General features: G+C 72.2%; 9 protein-coding genes. 7 read left to right on the plus strand and 2 right to left on the minus strand.

From position 1 onward, the window contains the following. Window positions 1-4 precede the first annotated feature (4 nt). The 4 genes from V6U77_RS30010 to V6U77_RS07705 all read left to right on the plus strand — a co-directional run bounded on the left by V6U77_RS30010 (window position 5) and on the right by V6U77_RS07705 (window position 3653). Complete coding sequence (locus V6U77_RS30010) at window positions 5-1003, plus strand: hypothetical protein (RefSeq protein WP_442934391.1); 999 nt, start codon at window positions 5-7, stop codon at window positions 1001-1003. Window positions 1004-1210: 207 nt separating this feature from the next. Continuing rightward, window positions 1211-2869, plus strand: a complete 1659-nt coding sequence (locus V6U77_RS07695; protein ID WP_334605525.1) for a sodium:solute symporter family protein — start codon at window positions 1211-1213, stop codon at window positions 2867-2869. A gap of 15 nt (window positions 2870-2884) precedes the next feature. Next, the gene (locus V6U77_RS07700) at window positions 2885-3193 is read left to right on the plus strand and encodes a hypothetical protein (protein WP_334605526.1); all 309 of its coding nucleotides are present in this window, start codon (window positions 2885-2887) and stop codon (window positions 3191-3193) included. Window positions 3194-3281: 88 nt separating this feature from the next. Continuing rightward, window positions 3282-3653: a hypothetical protein gene (locus tag V6U77_RS07705; RefSeq protein WP_334605527.1), complete on the plus strand. Its 372-nt coding sequence runs from the start codon at window positions 3282-3284 to the stop codon at window positions 3651-3653. A 111-nt stretch (window positions 3654-3764) separates the two neighbouring features. Here V6U77_RS07705 and V6U77_RS07710 read toward each other — a convergent pair whose 3' ends face one another. Further along, window positions 3765-5540 (minus strand): glycoside hydrolase family 6 protein, encoded by a 1776-nt coding sequence (locus V6U77_RS07710; RefSeq protein ID WP_334605608.1) that lies wholly within the window; start codon window positions 5538-5540, stop codon window positions 3765-3767. 570 nt (window positions 5541-6110) lie between these two features. Between V6U77_RS07710 and V6U77_RS07715 the strand changes: the two genes are divergently transcribed. Together V6U77_RS07715 and V6U77_RS07720 are read left to right on the plus strand one after the other, a co-directional pair. Further along, window positions 6111-7130, plus strand: coding sequence for a hypothetical protein (locus tag V6U77_RS07715; RefSeq protein WP_334605528.1), 1020 nt, complete (start codon window positions 6111-6113; stop codon window positions 7128-7130). Window position 7131: 1 nt separating this feature from the next. Continuing rightward, window positions 7132-7803 carry a class F sortase gene (locus V6U77_RS07720; RefSeq protein ID WP_334605529.1) on the plus strand — a complete coding sequence of 224 codons (672 nt, stop codon included), beginning with the start codon at window positions 7132-7134 and terminating at the stop codon, window positions 7801-7803. An 88-nt stretch (window positions 7804-7891) separates the two neighbouring features. On the opposite strand, the gene V6U77_RS07725 is transcribed toward V6U77_RS07720, so the two are convergent. Next, window positions 7892-12961: an NAD-glutamate dehydrogenase gene (locus tag V6U77_RS07725; protein WP_334605530.1), complete on the minus strand. Its 5070-nt coding sequence runs from the start codon at window positions 12959-12961 to the stop codon at window positions 7892-7894. Between the two features lie 288 nt (window positions 12962-13249). On the opposite strand from V6U77_RS07725, the gene V6U77_RS07730 reads away from it, so the two are divergent. Further along, a complete protein-coding gene (locus V6U77_RS07730) occupies window positions 13250-15211 on the plus strand; it encodes a penicillin-binding transpeptidase domain-containing protein (protein WP_334605531.1) in 1962 nt (653 codons plus the stop codon). The last annotated feature ends 267 nt before the right edge of the window (window positions 15212-15478 follow it).

A 15478-nucleotide genomic window follows, 5' to 3' on the forward strand; every position in this document is an offset into this window, starting at 1 on the left:
GACCATGCGCCAGGAAGAGCAGCGGGTGGGCAACGAGCACCCCGAGGCCGTCCGCTCCGAGCCGGTGCCGGTGCCGGTGCCGCCTCCGGGCGACCGGGCCGGTCGGACCGACGTACCCGAGGACGCCCTCGACGACCGGGGCACCTTCGACGATCCGGCGGTCGCCGGCGACGGTGACCGGACCGACGGCGATCCGTCGCGCGGCCGGGGCGCCGGCAGGGCCCGGCCGGACGACCGCGACACCGACGGCGACCGGGCCGGGTTCCACGAGCCGGGGCCGGTGCCGACGGCCTTCGGCGCCACCAGCGTCGGCGGCGCGGTCGCCGCGTCCGCGCTGGCCAGCCCCCTTCCGGAGGACGAGCCCGACCCGCGCGCGGAGTCCACGGCACGGCCGGGCGACGGCGCCGTGGGCGGCCCCCGGGAGGGCCGCCGGGCGGACCCGACCGCCGAGTTCCACCGCTCCGTCGGGCTCGGCGACGACCGGCACGACGACCGGCAGGCTCGCCGGGGCGACACGGAGGCGCTGGACCCGGACGACGCCGACGGCCGTCGCGAGCGCCGGTCCGACCTGACCGGCGACGCGGAGGGTGGCGCGGCCGCGGCGGCCGGGTACGGCAGCGCCACACCGGCCATGGTCGACCCGGACGCCGGGCACACGCCGGCCGCCCGCGCGGGCACCGGGGATCTGGAGGCCGCCGGGATGGACCGGCCGGCGGGCGCGACGGTGGCCGCGGAGCCGGCCAGCCTCTTCGACCCCTCGACGGCGCAGGGCTTCCGGGACCGCTGGCGCGACGTCCAGCTGCGCTTCGTCGACGACCCCCGCGCGGCGGCGGGCGAGGCCCAGTCCCTGGTCGACGAGGCCATCCAGGCGCTCTCCTCGGCGCTGTCCGCCCAGAAGAACAAGCTGGGCGGCTGGCAGGACGCCGGTTCGGCCGACACCGAGCAGCTCCGGATGGCCGTGCGCCACTACCGCGACTTCCTGGACCGGGTGCTCGGACGCTGACCCGACCTCCAGTGGGAGGCGCCCCCGGCCGGTCGGCCGGGGGCGCCTCTCGCCGTCCGGCGTCGCTTCCCCGTCCCCCGCAGACGCGGGACGGGCCGCAGAAGGATTCGCGGGCGGTTTCGTCGCCGTGGGCGTGAAACGGCGCGTTCGGGGTAATTGGCCGCGCGCGCACTCATCCGGCACGGACGACGACGGAGGGTTACCGGGATGGACGGCGATGGCCTGCGGCTGAACATGAACGTCCTGGACTACGGCATCCTGGCGCTCTACTTCGTCACGGTGCTGGGTGTCGGCTTCGCCGCCCGGCGGGCCATCAGGACCAGCGTCGACTTCTTCCTCTCCGGCCGCTCGCTGCCCGCCTGGGTGACCGGGCTCGCCTTCGTCTCCGCCAACCTCGGGGCGTTGGAGATCATCGGCATGGCCGCCAACGGCGCCCAGTACGGCGCGATGACGTTGCACTACTACTGGATCGGCGCCGTACCGGCGATGGTCTTCCTCGGCATCGTGATGATGCCGTTCTACTACGGCTCGAAGGTCCGCAGCGTGCCCGAGTACCTGCGCCTGCGCTTCAACCGCCCCACCCACCTGCTGAACGCGCTCAGCTTCGCCGTCGCCCAGGTGCTCATCGCCGGCGTGAACCTCTACGCCCTGGCCCTGATCATGCAGGCGCTGCTCGGCTGGCCGCTCTGGGTGGCCATCGTGATCGGCGCGCTGATCGTGCTGGCGTACATCACCGTGGGCGGGCTCTCCGGGGCCATCTACAACGAGGTGCTCCAGTTCTTCGTGATCATCGCGGGCCTGCTGCCGATCACGATCCTGGGACTGGTCAAGGTGGGCGGCGTCGCCGGCCTGATGGACGCGGTGCGCGAGTCGAAGCTGGGCGAAGCGGGGCTGCACACCTGGCAGGACACCGGCGGCACCGACAACCCGCTCGGCGCGCACTGGATCGGCATCGTCTTCGGCCTCGGCTTCGTGCTCTCCTTCGGCTACTGGACGACCAACTTCGCCGAGGTGCAGCGCGCGCTGTCGGCCAAGAACATGAGCGCCGCCCGGCGTACGCCGATCATCGCCGCGTACCCGAAGCTGCTCATCCCGGTGGTCACGGTGATCCCCGGCCTGGTCGCCCTGGTGACGGTGCAGGGACTCGGGGCGGAGAGCGGCGACCTGGTCTACAACAACGCGATCCCGCTGCTGATGCGCGACCTGCTCCCCAACGGCGTGCTCGGCATCGCGGTGACGGGCCTGGTCGCGTCGTTCATGGCCGGCATGGCGGCCAACGTGAGCGGCTTCAACACCGTGTTCACCTACGACATCTGGCAGCAGTACGTGCGGCGGGACCGCCCCGACGACTACTACATCCGCATCGGCCGGTGGGCCACGGTCGGCGGCGTCCTGGTCGGCATCGGGACCGCCTTCATCGCCGCCGGGTTCAGCAACATCATGAACTACATCCAGGCGCTCTTCTCGCTGTTCAACGCGCCGCTGTTCGCCACCTTCATCATCGGCATGTTCTGGCGCCGGATGAGCGCGGCGGCCGGCTTCCTCTCCCTGCTCATGGGCACCCTGGCGGCGCTGGCGACCTACCTGCTCTACAAGGCCGGGGTGGTGCACTTCAACTCGGACCTGGAGGAGAGCTTCTGGGGCGCCGGCATCGCCTTCGTCACGGCGGCCGTCGTCGCGGTCGTGGTCACGCCGTTCACCGCGAGGAGGCGCGACGAGGACCTGCGCGGGCTGGTGTACGGCATGGGCGCCGTCGACGTGAAGGGCGACGTGCTGACCGGGGACGCCGTCTGGTGGCGCTCCCCGGTGCTGCTCGGCCTGATCGCGGTCGTGCTGTCCCTCCTGCTCTACGTGCCGTTCTTCTAGGAAGGGGTCCCCGCCATGAGCATGGACAACCTCAACCCGCACGGGCACGACCGGTCGGTCGAGGCCACCGAGGAGGCCCGCCGCCGCTCGGCCGCCGCCCGGCTGTTCGACATCCGCCGGGTGATCGGTGGCCTCTTCACCGCGTACGGGGCGATCGTCACCCTCATCGGGATCTTCGACGGCGATTCCGCGGTGCGGAAGGCGCAGGGGGTCCGGATCAACCTCTGGGCGGGCCTCGGCATGCTCGTCTTCGGGGTGCTGATGCTGCTCTGGCAGTGGCGCAATCCGGTCGAGCCGCCGGAGACCTCCGACGAGGAACGCTGAGCCGGCCGGTCGACGCGCGGCATGGGCACCGTCGCTCCGGGTACCCGAGCAGGATCAGGAGAGCACCTGGTGACGGGAGGGCAGCGACATGACGGATCGTGACCGTGACCGGCCGCTGGAGGAGAGCCCGGAGATGTCCGCGGCGGCCGAGGACGACACCGGCATCCCGCAGCTGATGACCGGGGGCGGCGCCGATCGCGACACTCCGTCGTTCACCGGGCCCGCCGACGACACCGGCGGCGACGAGCTGATCGGCGACCCGTACGCCGCCGGCACCGGCGCGACCGGCACCGGCACGGGCGCGGCCCCGGACCACATCCGCACCGGGGCGGAGCAGCCCTGGGAGCCGGAGGACCTGGTCGCGGCCCGGGGGCAGGACCTGACGCCGGAGAACGTCGAGCGGGCCCGCCGGGACCTGGCCGAGCTGGGCCGCGCGGCGATCGAGAAGACGGTGCCCTGACCGGCGTACGCGAGGGGCCCCCGGCCCGACCGTCGGACGGTCGGACCGGGGGCCCGGGGAACCTGCCGCTGGAGCGCCTCACCTACTGCCAGCGGCGGGTGGGCTCCGCTCTCAGAGCGCCGGGTACGCGTTCTGCATGAGCTGCGCGAACTGCGCCGGGAACCAGGCACCCGAGATCGGGGCGTCCGGCAGGGCGCCGCTCATGCTGTTGCCGTTGCGGGCGTTGCCGGTGTAGGTCGGGTCGCACATCCGGTCGAAGCCCTTGCCCTCGTTGTTCGGGATCTCCTTGCTGGAGCCGTCCGACTCGCCCGGGGGCTTCACCCACACGTACGCGTCGATGCCCGGCTCCGGCGCGGCCTTCGGGCGCTCGCCCAGGCCGGCCCCGGCCTGGTTGCACCAGTTGCCGGCGTGGATCCGCCGGTCCACCCGACCGCCGTTGACGTAGGTGTCCACGCTGGTCGTCGCGCCCGGGCCGGTGGGCCGGGCGGAGCCGCCCCAGCCGTTGCGGGACGTGTCGATCAGCATGCCGATCTTCGAGTCGAAGCCCTTGGCGACGAGCTCGTTGCGGAACGCCTGGGCGAACGAGAGCTCGTCCACGTAGAAGTTCCAGTCGATCCACTTCGACTGCCGCACGCTGGTCCCGTTGACGTTGTCCGTGATCTTGACGTACGGCTCGCGCAGCGCCGAGTAGTTGGCGGTGTTGACGATGAAGCCGTGGACGTTGTTCACCGTGCTGCCGGAGGCCACGGAGGCGTCCTTCAGGATCTGCGCGGTCGGGCTGAAGTTGCTGTCCCAACCGATCCAACCGTGGTGGGCGGCGTCGATGTAGTTGTAGACGTTGCCGATCGCGCCCAGCTTCGACAGGGCGTACCCGACGCCGTTGACGTAGGCACCGTTGGCCTTCACGGTGTCGCACATCGCGGTGCCACCCGGGTTGCCGGAGGTGTTGGTCACCAGGTTCGGCAGCGAGTCGATCTCGATGATGTTGACGATCCGCAGGCCGGCGTACTTCGGGTCGGCCTGGATCGCGGCGATCGGGTCGATGTACTCGCTCTTGTAGCGGGGCAGCTCGTCGGCGCGCAGCTCACCGTTGGAGGCCAGCGCGGCGCAGTCCCGACCGGGCAGGTTGTAGATGACGAACTGGATGTAGTCCGCGCCCTGCTCGAGGGCCTTGTTCAGGTGGTCGCGGACGCCCATCGCGCCGTTGGAGCTGCTGTCCGGGGTGCCGTTGATGGCGGCGATCCGGTCGATCCACACGGCGGTCGGGTTGTTCGACACCCGGTTGCCGCCCGCGACCGACTCGGCCTTGGCCTTCCACTCCGGGTTCACGTACCCCTGGGCGTTCAGGTAGGGGTTGTCCACCTTCTGCCCGGGCGGCGGAGTGGTGGGCGGCGGCGTCGTGGGTGGCGGCGTCGTCGGCGGGGCGGTGGTGGGCGGCGGGGTGGTGGGGTTGGTGCCGCCGCCGTTGCAGGTCACGCCGTTGAGCGTGAACGAGGTGGGCTTCGGGTTGCTGCCGCTCCAGGCGCCGTTGAAGCCGAGGCTCACCGTGGCGCCGCTGGCCACCGCGCCGTTGTAGGACTCGTTCTGCGCGGTGACGTTCTGGCCGCTCTGGGACCAGCGGGCCGACCAGCCCTGCTGCACCCGCTGGTTGCCGTCGGGGAAGGTGAAGCCCAACGTCCAGCCGTTGAGGGCGTCGCCGACGTTCTTGATGTTGACGGTGGCGGTGAACCCGCCCTGCCAGTCGCTGGTCGTGTACGACACGTCGCACTGGGTGGCGGCGTGCGCCACGGTGACCGGGAGGGTCACCAGTCCGCCCGCGACCAGAGCGCCCGCGCCGCCGAGCGCGAGGGCCCGGCGGGGGCCGGACAGCCTTCTCCACACATTCATTGCCACTGATCTCCTTGGGCGAGACCGGATCCGCGAGCGGCCCGGCGTTACGGCCCGGCGGGCGTCCGAGGCGGACGTCCGTCGATGCCACGGGTTCTTCGGGGGCGCCCGACCCGGACGGGCGTTTGGTGGTGGTGGTCCGACCGGCGACGACGGCCCGGCCGGGAGGCGGGAGGTCGTCCGGCGAACCGGTGCCCTCGACTCCTGCCTGCGCGGTGTGGCTCCTCGAACCGCGTGCAGCGATTCTTGCATGGGAGCGCTTCCATGGCAATGCCTCGATGTGACGCCGGGGACCGACGGGGCCGCCGCGCCGCGCGGGGCGCGGCGGACCGGACGGCGCGGCACGGCTCGGCCGCAGCCGCGCAGACAGCGCCCGGGAACGCCAGCCGGGCGGGAAGCGCCCGGGAGCGACCGGCCGGCCGCTAAAGGGGCGTAGCACTCCTAGCGACCTTCCCTCGCTTAGTCGCCAAAACGCGAATTTTTCCCTGCATAGCTCGTGAAACGGTCTAACGTCATCGGTAGCTCGGTTGTCGCCGAGCCCAGGACAAGAGGGATGGAGTGACGCAGGTCATGGCAAACAAGATGCTCGGGAAGGTCGTTGCGGGCGCTGCCCTCGGTGGGGCCTCCCTGCTCGTGTTCACGCCGGGGATCGCGTTCGCGGACGGCCAACAGGACGCCGAGGGCAAGGTCTACGCCAAGCCGCACGTCGTCAAGGCGGGCGACACGGTCAAGCTGCTCGAGGTCTGCCCGGACCGTCAGGAGCACGCCTTCGTCTGGTCGAAGGTCACCGGCAAGGTGAAGCTCAAGCCGGCCGAGGGCCGGGGCGACTGGCGTGGCGGGGAGGAGGACTCCCGCGACCACGACAAGGGCCGGGACCACGAGGACAAGGGCCGCGACCACGACAAGGGCCGGGACCACGACAAGGGCCGCGACCACGACAAGGACGGCAACGGCAGGGACGAGAGCCCCAAGCCGCAGCCGCCGGCCAACGGCACCAGCCAGCCGCAGCCGCCCGCCAACGGTGGGCAGCCGCCCACCAACGGCCAGGGTGGCGGCGCCGCCGACACCACCGGTGACGAGGGCGAGCGCGGCTGGAAGGGCTACGAGCACGGCCAGGACGCCGAGGGCGAGCGCGGCGACAAGGGCCACGACAAGGGCGACCGCGAGGGCCGCGAGGAGGAGTACGACCGCAAGGGCCACGAGGGCAACGGCTCGGACGAGTACGACCGCGAGGACCACGACGGGTACGGCTCGGACGAGTACGACCGCAAGGGCCACGACAACGGCGGGTCGGACGAGGAGTCCGAGGGCAACGGCAAGGACCGCTGGGAGCACAAGCGGGACTTCGTCTACTACGGCGAGGCCGAGGTCTCCGAGGACGCCCAGCCGGGCCGCTACAAGCTCAAGGGCTCGTGCGGCGAGGGCGAGCTGGTCGTCCTGCCGCGCGGTGGGGTCGACGGTGGTGACGGTGGCGTCGGCGCCGGCACCGACCGGGGCCTGGCCGCCGGTGGGGCGAGCCTGATCGGCGCGGCCGCCCTGGGCGGCCTCGTGCTGATGCGCCGGCGTCGGACCGATGAGTCCTTCGTCTGACATGACGGCGACACCGGCCGGCGGCCGTCACGGGACACCGTGGCGCGCCGCCGGCGCGGCCGTCGTCGTCGTGGTCGCCATGGTCGGCGCCGGGCTGATCGGCGCCTCGTTCAGGACCGCCCCCGCTCCCCGCCCCCCGCAACCCCTGGCCGCGTCCGCCAGCACCGGCGCGGCGGCCCCCGACGCCGACCCGGACGTCGCCGCCGGCACGGGCCTGGCCCGCTCCGCCCCCACCACCATCAAGATCCCCCGGATCGGGGTCGACGCCGCGATCATGTCGCTCGGCACCAACCCGGACGGGACGGTCCAGGTGCCCCCGCTCGAGCGGGCGCAGCTGGCCGGCTGGTACGAGCCGGGACCGAGCCCGGGTGAGGTCGGCAACGCCGTCATCGTCGGGCACGTCGACTCGGCGGCGATCGGGCCGGCGGTCTTCTTCTCCCTCGGCGCCCTGCAACCCGGCGACACCATCACCGTCGCCCGGCAGGACGGCCAGCAGGCCACCTTCACCGTCGAGTCGGTCGGGGCGTACCCGAAGACGCAGTTCCCGACCGAACGGGTCTACGGTCCCAGCGACCGGCCCGGCCTGCGGGTGGTCACCTGCGGCGGGACCTTCGACCCGGCCGCCGGCAGCTACCCGGACAACGTGGTCGTCTTCGCCTCCATGCCGGCCTGAGCCGGCAACGGCACGGTGGTCGCACCGTACGACGCGACGCGGTCCGGCCGGTCGAGCAATCGACCGGCCGGACCGCGTGTCGTACGCGTCAGGCGGCGGCGGAGGTCCGCACCAGGGTGCGGATCTGGCGCAGCAGCACCGACAGGGCGGCGAGGTCCGCCCGGGACTCGTCGAACTCGCCCATCGCCCGCTCGGCGCGGTGGATCGACGTGGCGTTCGACTGCTCCCACTGCAGCACCCGCTCCTGCGGCGACAGGCTGCCCGGGGTGGAGTCGAGCACCTCCACGGTCAGCGCGGCCAGCGCGGCGTACAGGTCGTAGCGCAGCGCCATCCGGGCCAGCGTCTGCCAGCGGTCCTCACGCGGCAGCAGGGAGATCTTCGACAGCAGCGAGTCGACCCGGAAGCGGTCGGAGAGCACGAAGTAGACCGAGGCCACCTCGCCGACGTCGCGCCCGCTGCTCGCCGACGTCTCCACCACATCGAGCAGGCCGAAGCTGTACATCAGCCGGGTCGCCTGCTCGGCCAGGTCGCGCGGCAGCCCCCGCTCGGTGAGCGAGTCGATGTGCGCCGCGAGCGACTCCCGCTCGCTGCCGTGGAAACGCTCCTCCAGGTCGGGCAGGAGCCGGGCCACGCCGTCACGCAGCCGCGCGATCTCCGCCGGCACGTCGATCGGCGAACGGCGGTTCGTCACCAGCCACCGCACCGCCCGGTCGAGCAGGCGCCGGGTGTCCAGATAGACGCTGGTCTGCAACCCGGGGTCGATCCTGTTGTCCAGGGCCTCCACCGCGTCCCACACGGCGCGCAGCCCGAACACCTCGCGCACCACCACGTACGCCCGGATCACGTCCGCCGCCGAGGCGGCCGTCTCCTCGACCACCCGGAAGAGGAACGAGATGCCGCCCCGGTTGACCGCCTCGTTGACCAGCACCGTCGTCACGATGTCCCGGCGCAGCCGGTGCTGGCCCATCCGGTCGGCGAACCGCTCGCGCATCGGCGTCGGGAAGTAGTTGACCAGGACCTCGGTCGTCCACTCCTCGTCCGCGAGCCCCTCGGCCAGGATCTCCGTCTCAAGGACGATCTTGACGTACGCGAGCAGCACCGCGAACTCCGGCGCGGTCAGCCCCGACTCGGTGCGCACCGCCAGTTCGTCGTCCGGCGGCAGCGCCTCCAGGGACCGGTCCAGCGCCCCGGACCGCTCCAGGTCGGTGATCATCCGACGGTGCACCGGCAGCAGCGACGCCGCCTGCGCCTGCGCGTTGTTGATCGCCCGCGCCTGGTCGTAGTTGTCCCGCAGCACCAGCTCGGCGACCTCGTCGGTCATCCCCGCGAGCAGCTCGTCCCGCTCGGGCAGGGTCAGCGCGCCGTCGGCCACCGCCGTGTTCAGCAGGATCTTGATGTTCACCTCGTGGTCGGAGCAGTCCACCCCGGCCGCGTTGTCGATGAAGTCCGTGTAGATCCGACCCCCGGTCTGGGCGTACTCGATCCGGCCGAGCTGGGTCCAGCCCAGGTTGCCGCCCTCGCCGACGACCCGGCAGCGCACGTTCCTGCCGTCCACCCGGATCGCGTCGTTGGACTTGTCGCCCACCTCCGCGTTGGTCTGGTTGGACGCCTTCACGTAGGTGCCGATGCCGCCGTTCCAGAACAGGTCCACCGGCGCGGTCAGGATCGCCTTCATCAGCTCCTGCGGGGAGAGCTGCTCGGTGTCGTCGCCCAGGCCGAGCCGCTCGCGGACCTGCGGCGAGATCGGCACCGACTTGGCGGTACGCGGATAGACCCCGCCGCCGGCCGAGATCAGCTGCCGGTCGTAGTCCTCCCAGGACGAGCGGGGCAGCTCGAAGAGCCGCTTCCGCTCGGCGTACGAGGTCGCGGCGTCCGGGTCGGGATCCAGGAAGATGTGCCGGTGGTCGAACGCGGCCACCAGCCGGATGTGCTCCGACAGGAGCATCCCGTTGCCGAACACGTCACCGGACATGTCGCCGACGCCGACCACGGTGAAGTCCTGGGTCTGGGTGTCGTGGCCCATCTCCCGGAAGTGCCGCTTCACCGACTCCCAGGCGCCCCGGGCGGTGATGCCCATCTTCTTGTGGTCGTAGCCGGCAGAGCCGCCGGAGGCGAACGCGTCGCCGAGCCAGAAGTTGTGCGCCGTGGAGATCTCGTTGGCGATGTCCGAGAACGTCGCCGTGCCCTTGTCCGCCGCGACCACCATGTAGGGGTCGTCGCCGTCGTGGCGGACCACGTCTTCCGGCGGCACGATCTCGCCGCTGACGATGTTGTCCGTGACGTCGAGCAGGGCGGAGATGAACTCCTTGTAGCAGACGACCGCCTCGTCGCGGTCCCCCGGCTTCTGCTTGAGCACGAAGCCGCCCTTGGCGCCGACGGGCACGATCACGGCGTTCTTCACCATCTGCGCCTTGACCAGGCCGAGCACCTCGGTACGGAAGTCCTCGCGGCGGTCGGACCAGCGCAGCCCGCCCCGGGCCACCGGCCCGAACCGCAGGTGCACGCCCTCGAAGCGCGGCGAGTAGACGAAGATCTCGAACTTCGGCCGCGGGGCCGGCAGGTCCGGGATCGCCTGCGGGTCCAGCTTGAGCGCCACGTACGCCTTCGGCCGCCCGTCGGAGCGCTTCTGGTAGAAGCTGGTGCGCAGGGTGGCCTGGATCATCGTCAGGTAGGCGCGCAGGATGCGGTCCTGGTCCAGGCTGGCGACGTCGTCCAGCGCGGTCCGGATGTCGCCCACCAGCTCGGCGCTGCGCTGCTGCCGCTGCTCGTGGCCGTCCTCGCCGGGCGCGAACCGCACCTCGAACAACTCCACCAGCAGGGCGGCGATCCTCGGGTACGCGATGAAGGTCTGCTCCATGTACTCCTGGGAGAAGACCGTGCCGGCCTGGCGCAGGTACTTGGCGTAGGCGCGCAGCACCACCACCTGCCGCCAGGTCAGGCCGGCGCGCAGTACCAGCTCGTTGAAGCCGTCGACCTCGGCCTCGCCCCGCCACGCCGCCGCGAACGCGTTCTCCACGTGCGGGCGCACCTCGGACAGCTCCTGGTGCCCCTCGGGCAGCCGCAGCCCGAAGTCGTAGAGGTAGACCCGGCCGTCGATCCGGTCCACCTCGTGCGGGTGCTCGTCGACCACCTTCACGCCGAGCGAGTGCAGCACCGGCAGCACGGCGGAGAGCATCATCGGCTCGCCGTAGCGGTAGACCTTGAAACGGACGTCCATCGCCTCGTCGACGTCCGGCCCCCGCCCACCGGCGCGCGGCGCGAGCTGCTTGCGGAACAGGTGCATCTCCAGCTGGCCGGGCTCCTCCAGCAGCTCCAGCTTGGCCAGGTCCTTCATCGCCTCGTACGGCGTGTGGCCGTCCTTGTAGCCCTCCGGGAAGGCGTCGGCGTAGCGGGTGAACAGGTGCTTGGCCTGCTCGTCGCCGAGCTTGCGCTCCAGCACCAGCCGGTAGTCGTCGTCCCACAACCGGGTGGCGTCGGCCAGTTCCTCGGCGAGCAGGTCGGCGTCGATGTCGCCCGGGACCTTCGTCGGGTCGGTCCGGACGATGAAGTGCACCCGGGCGAGCATCGACTCGGTGACCCGGGTCGTGTAGTCGACCCCGACACCGTTGAGCTCGCGCAGCAGGATGTCCTGCATCCGCAGCCGGTTCTGGGTGGTGAACCGGTCCCGGGGCAGATAGATCAGGCAGGAGATGAACCGCCCGTACGCGTCGCGGCGCAGGAACACCCGCAGCTGTCGGCGACCGGCCATCCGCAGCACGCCGATGACCGCGTGGTAGAGGTCCTCGGTCTTGATCTGGAACAGCTCGTCGCGCGGGTAGGTCTCCAGGATCTGCAGCAGGTCCTTGCCGGAGTGGCTGCGCTGGCTCAGGCCGGAGCGGTCCAGCACCTCGGCCACCTTGCGGCGGACCACCGGCAGCTCCTGCACGCTGGTGCGGTACGCGGCCGTGGAGAACAGGCCCAGGAAGCGCCGCTCCCCCACCACCTGACCGGCCTCGTCGAAGATCTTGAAGCCGATGTAGTCCAGGTACGCGGAGCGGTGCACGGTGGCCCGCGAGTTCGCCTTCGTGATGATCAGGAGGCGCTTCTCGGTGACCTTGTCGTGCGCCTCGGGCGTCATCGACGACAGCGGTCGGGCCTCCGGGGAGTCCTGGCGCAGGATGCCCAGCCCGGTGCCGAGCACCGCCTCCAGGGCCTGGCCGCTACCGCGCTCCTCGCCCGACGCGCCGGCGTCGACCAGCCGGTACTCGCGGTAGCCCAGGAAGGTGAAGTGGTCGTGGGCGAGCCAGCGGAGCAGCTCCACCGAGTCCGTGATGTCCTTCTCCGGCACCGGCGGCCGGTTGTCCGAGGTCCGCGCGGAGGCCAGCTCGTCGGCGAGGGCGAGGGCCCGCTGGCGCATCTTCGGCCAGTCCTCCACCGCCTCCCGGACGTCGGTGAGCACCCGCTGGAGCTCCCGGCACAGCCGGTCCCGCTCGGCGGGGTCGCGCACCGGGTCGACCTCGATGTGCATCCAGCTCTCGACCAGGTCACCGGCGATGGCGTCGTCGGGCTCCACGTCGGCGGAGACCTCGACCAGCCGGCCCAACGGCTCGCGCCGGACCACCACCAGCGGGTGGACCAGCAGGTGCACGTCCAGGTGGTGCGAGTTGAGCAGGGCGGTCACCGAGTCGACCAGGAACGGCATGTCGTCGGTGACGATCTCGATGACGCTGTGGTGCTGTTCGGCGTCGGGCTCGTGGATGCGCAGCTTCAACTCGCCCGGTACGCGCTGCTGGGCGAGGTCGCGGTGCGCGCGGGCCGCCTCCAGCATCTCCTCGGCGGTGAAGCCGATCAGCTCCTCGTCAGGTGCGAACCGCCAGAAGCGGCTGACCAGGGTCGCCGCGTCGTGGTCGTCGCCCGCCAGCGCGACCGCCTGGGCGACGAGGCGCTCCACGTTGGGAACGGGCTCGTCGAGCTCGTTGTCCTCCACGTCGTCGGCCAGCGCGTCGGCGGGCAGGCCCAGATCGTAGAGGGTGTCGATACTCGAACCGGTCATCCCGGTCACTCCTGTGTCGAGGCGGCCGAAGCCGTCCCCGTCGGTCGCCGAATCGAAGCTGTCGTCCCGGCCGGTGTCATCCTGCCGGAGGTCGGGTCCCGGTTTGATCGCCGGACGCCGGTCCATCGGTGCCACTCCCCTCGACCCACCGCATTGTGGGTCACTCTGCCGCCCAGCCTAGGCCCTGCCGTTCCGCCCCTTGCTCGGCGGACCACAGTGCGGACGTCCGGTTCGGGACTTCGTCCTTTCACCCGTTGCGGGTACGAGGTTGGCCGGTTCGGGAGTACCCCGCCTCCAGTCGTTCATCACCCCGGCGCCGGCTCCTCTTTCCGCACGTCCCGGTGCGGGGGGACGGTGCGAACGGTGCCGTCGTACTAGCGTGCAGGGCAGTGCCGAGATCGGAGATCCGCTCCCATGCGCCTGTCGTACCCCCGTCGCCCCCGCCGCAACCCGTTCCGCCCGCCGCTGGCGCTGCTCACCGCGACCGCGCTCGCGGCCGGCGCCCTCACCGCGTGCTCGGGCGGTGACGGGCCGGAGCGCAGCGTCGACGCCTTCCTCGCCGGCTGGCGCTCGGGCGACCTCCAGGCCGTCGGCTTCGTCGACCCCATGGGCGCCAAGGTGCCGGCGGCCGACGTCGCCCGCGAGCTCAAGGAGCTCTCCGGCGAGCTCGCGGCGACCCCGCCCACGCTGACCCGCCGGGGCGAGGCGAAGGCCACCAAGGACGTCGCGACCGCGGTGGTCAAGGTCGACTGGGCCCTCCCGGGCGGGATCCGCTGGGCGTACGAGCGTCCGGTGCGACTCACCCGTGGCGGCGACGAATGGCGGGTGATCTGGGAGCCGCAGCTGGTGCAGGAGCAGCTCACCCGGGGCGACCGGCTGGGGTTGCGCCGCGACGCCGCCACCCGGGCCGCGCTGTTCGACGACGCCGGTCGGCCGATCGTGGCGCCCCGCCCCGTGGTGCGGGTCGGGCTCCAACCGAGCGAGGTCAGCGACCTGCCGGGGCTGACCCGGAAGCTGGACGCGGCCTTCCGGGCGATCCGACCGGCGATCACCCCACGGGTGGACCTCTCCGACCTGCCCAAGCGGCTCGCCGACGCGGATCCGGGCGCGTTCGTCGAGGTGGTGACCCTGCGCGAGGAGGCGTACCGGCAGATCAAGTCGCGCATCTACGACCTGCCGGGCACGAAGTTCCGCAGCGACAAGCTCGACCTGGCCCCCACCCGCGAGTTCGCCCGGGCGGTACTCGGCTCGGTGGACCCCGCCCAGGCCGACGACCTCGCCCGGCACCCCGACCGCTACGAGGCCGGTGACCTCGTCGGCCACGGGGGTCTCCAGGGCCGTCACGACGAGCGGCTCCGCGGCACGCCGGGGCTGACCGTGATCACCGAGCACGCCGGCCCGGACGGCACGCTGGTGCCCACCGGCACCGAGGTGTTCCGCAGCGAACCGAAACCGGGGCAGCCGGTGAGGACCACGCTCGACGTGGCCACCCAGAACGCGGCCGACGCCGCCCTGCGCGGCGAGAAGCGCCGGGCGGCGCTGGTGGCCGTACGGATCAGCGACGGCGCGGTGCTCGCGGCGGCCAACGGTCCCGGCGCGGCCGGGGAGAACCTGGCCTTCACCGCCCAGGTCCCGCCGGGCTCCACGTTCAAGATGGTCAGCGCGCTCGGCCTGCTCGACCGGGGCGCGGTGACGCCGGACGCGACGGTGGCCTGCCCGAAGACGTTCGTCGTCGACGGGCGGCCGTTCAAGAACTCCGACAACTTCGCGCTGGGGCCGGTGCCGTTCCGCACCGACTTCGCCAAGTCCTGCAACACCGCGTTCACCGCGCTGGCGCCGAAGCTCGGCCCCGACGGGCTGGCCGTGACCGGCCGTTCCCTGGGGCTGGAGGGTCAGTGGGACGTCGGTCTGGACGCCTTCACCGGCAAGGTGTCGGCGAACGGCGGCGCGACCGAGCAGGCCGCCGCCGCCATCGGCCAGGGCACCACGGTGGTCAGCCCGCTGGCCATGACATCGGCCACCGCGGCGGTCGCCCGGGGCCGCTTCGAGCAGCCGAAGCTGGTGCTCGACCCCGCTCCGGCCCAGCCCGCCGCCCCCGGCCCGCAGCTCAAGCCGGAGTCGGTCGAGGCGGTACGGGCGATGATGCGGGAGGTGGTCACGGCCGGCACCGGCAGCGCGTTGCGCGACGTGCCGGGCGACCCGGTGCACGGCAAGACGGGCACCGCCGAATACGACGACGACCCGGCACACACGCACGCCTGGTTCGTCGGCTGGCAGGGCGACGTCGCGTTCGCGGTCTTCGTCGAGAAGGGCGGCGCCAGCACCGCCACCGCCGTCCCGGCCGCCGAGCGCTTCCTCCGCGCACTCCCCCGCTGACCGGAGCACCCGAACGCGCCCTGGCAGCCCGGCTCGCGCAACGCTGTCGAGCTGCCCCCACGGACGGGGCACGCGCGGACACGGCACGCTGTCGAGCCGCCCCCACGGACGGGGCACGCGCGGACACGGTCGGACGCACTGCGCCCGCAGCGGCGGGAGATCCGCACCGGGGACGGCCAGGTCGAATGCCGCGGAGACGGCCGACCCGGCCCGCCCGGCTGCGGCGAACCCGTGGCGCCGCGGCGAGCCCGTGGCCGACCACTTCCG

It is taken from the genome of Micromonospora sp. CPCC 205546 (assembly GCF_036902715.1).
In the GTDB taxonomy this organism is placed as follows: domain Bacteria; phylum Actinomycetota; class Actinomycetes; order Mycobacteriales; family Micromonosporaceae; genus Micromonospora.

Excerpts from the sequence above, each read along its gene's own strand:
- V6U77_RS30010 (WP_442934391.1), top strand. The coding sequence starts at position 5 with ATGCGCCAGGAAGAGCAGCGGGTGGGCAACGAGCACCCCGAGGCCGTC.
- V6U77_RS07695 (WP_334605525.1), top strand. The coding sequence starts at position 1,211 with ATGGACGGCGATGGCCTGCGGCTGAACATGAACGTCCTGGACTACGGC.
- V6U77_RS07700 (WP_334605526.1), top strand. The coding sequence starts at position 2,885 with ATGAGCATGGACAACCTCAACCCGCACGGGCACGACCGGTCGGTCGAG.
- V6U77_RS07705 (WP_334605527.1), top strand. The coding sequence starts at position 3,282 with ATGACGGATCGTGACCGTGACCGGCCGCTGGAGGAGAGCCCGGAGATG.
- V6U77_RS07710 (WP_334605608.1), bottom strand. The coding sequence starts at position 5,540 with ATGAATGTGTGGAGAAGGCTGTCCGGCCCCCGCCGGGCCCTCGCGCTC.
- V6U77_RS07715 (WP_334605528.1), top strand. The coding sequence starts at position 6,111 with ATGGCAAACAAGATGCTCGGGAAGGTCGTTGCGGGCGCTGCCCTCGGT.
- V6U77_RS07720 (WP_334605529.1), top strand. The coding sequence starts at position 7,132 with ATGACGGCGACACCGGCCGGCGGCCGTCACGGGACACCGTGGCGCGCC.
- V6U77_RS07725 (WP_334605530.1), bottom strand. The coding sequence starts at position 12,961 with ATGGACCGGCGTCCGGCGATCAAACCGGGACCCGACCTCCGGCAGGAT.
- V6U77_RS07730 (WP_334605531.1), top strand. The coding sequence starts at position 13,250 with ATGCGCCTGTCGTACCCCCGTCGCCCCCGCCGCAACCCGTTCCGCCCG.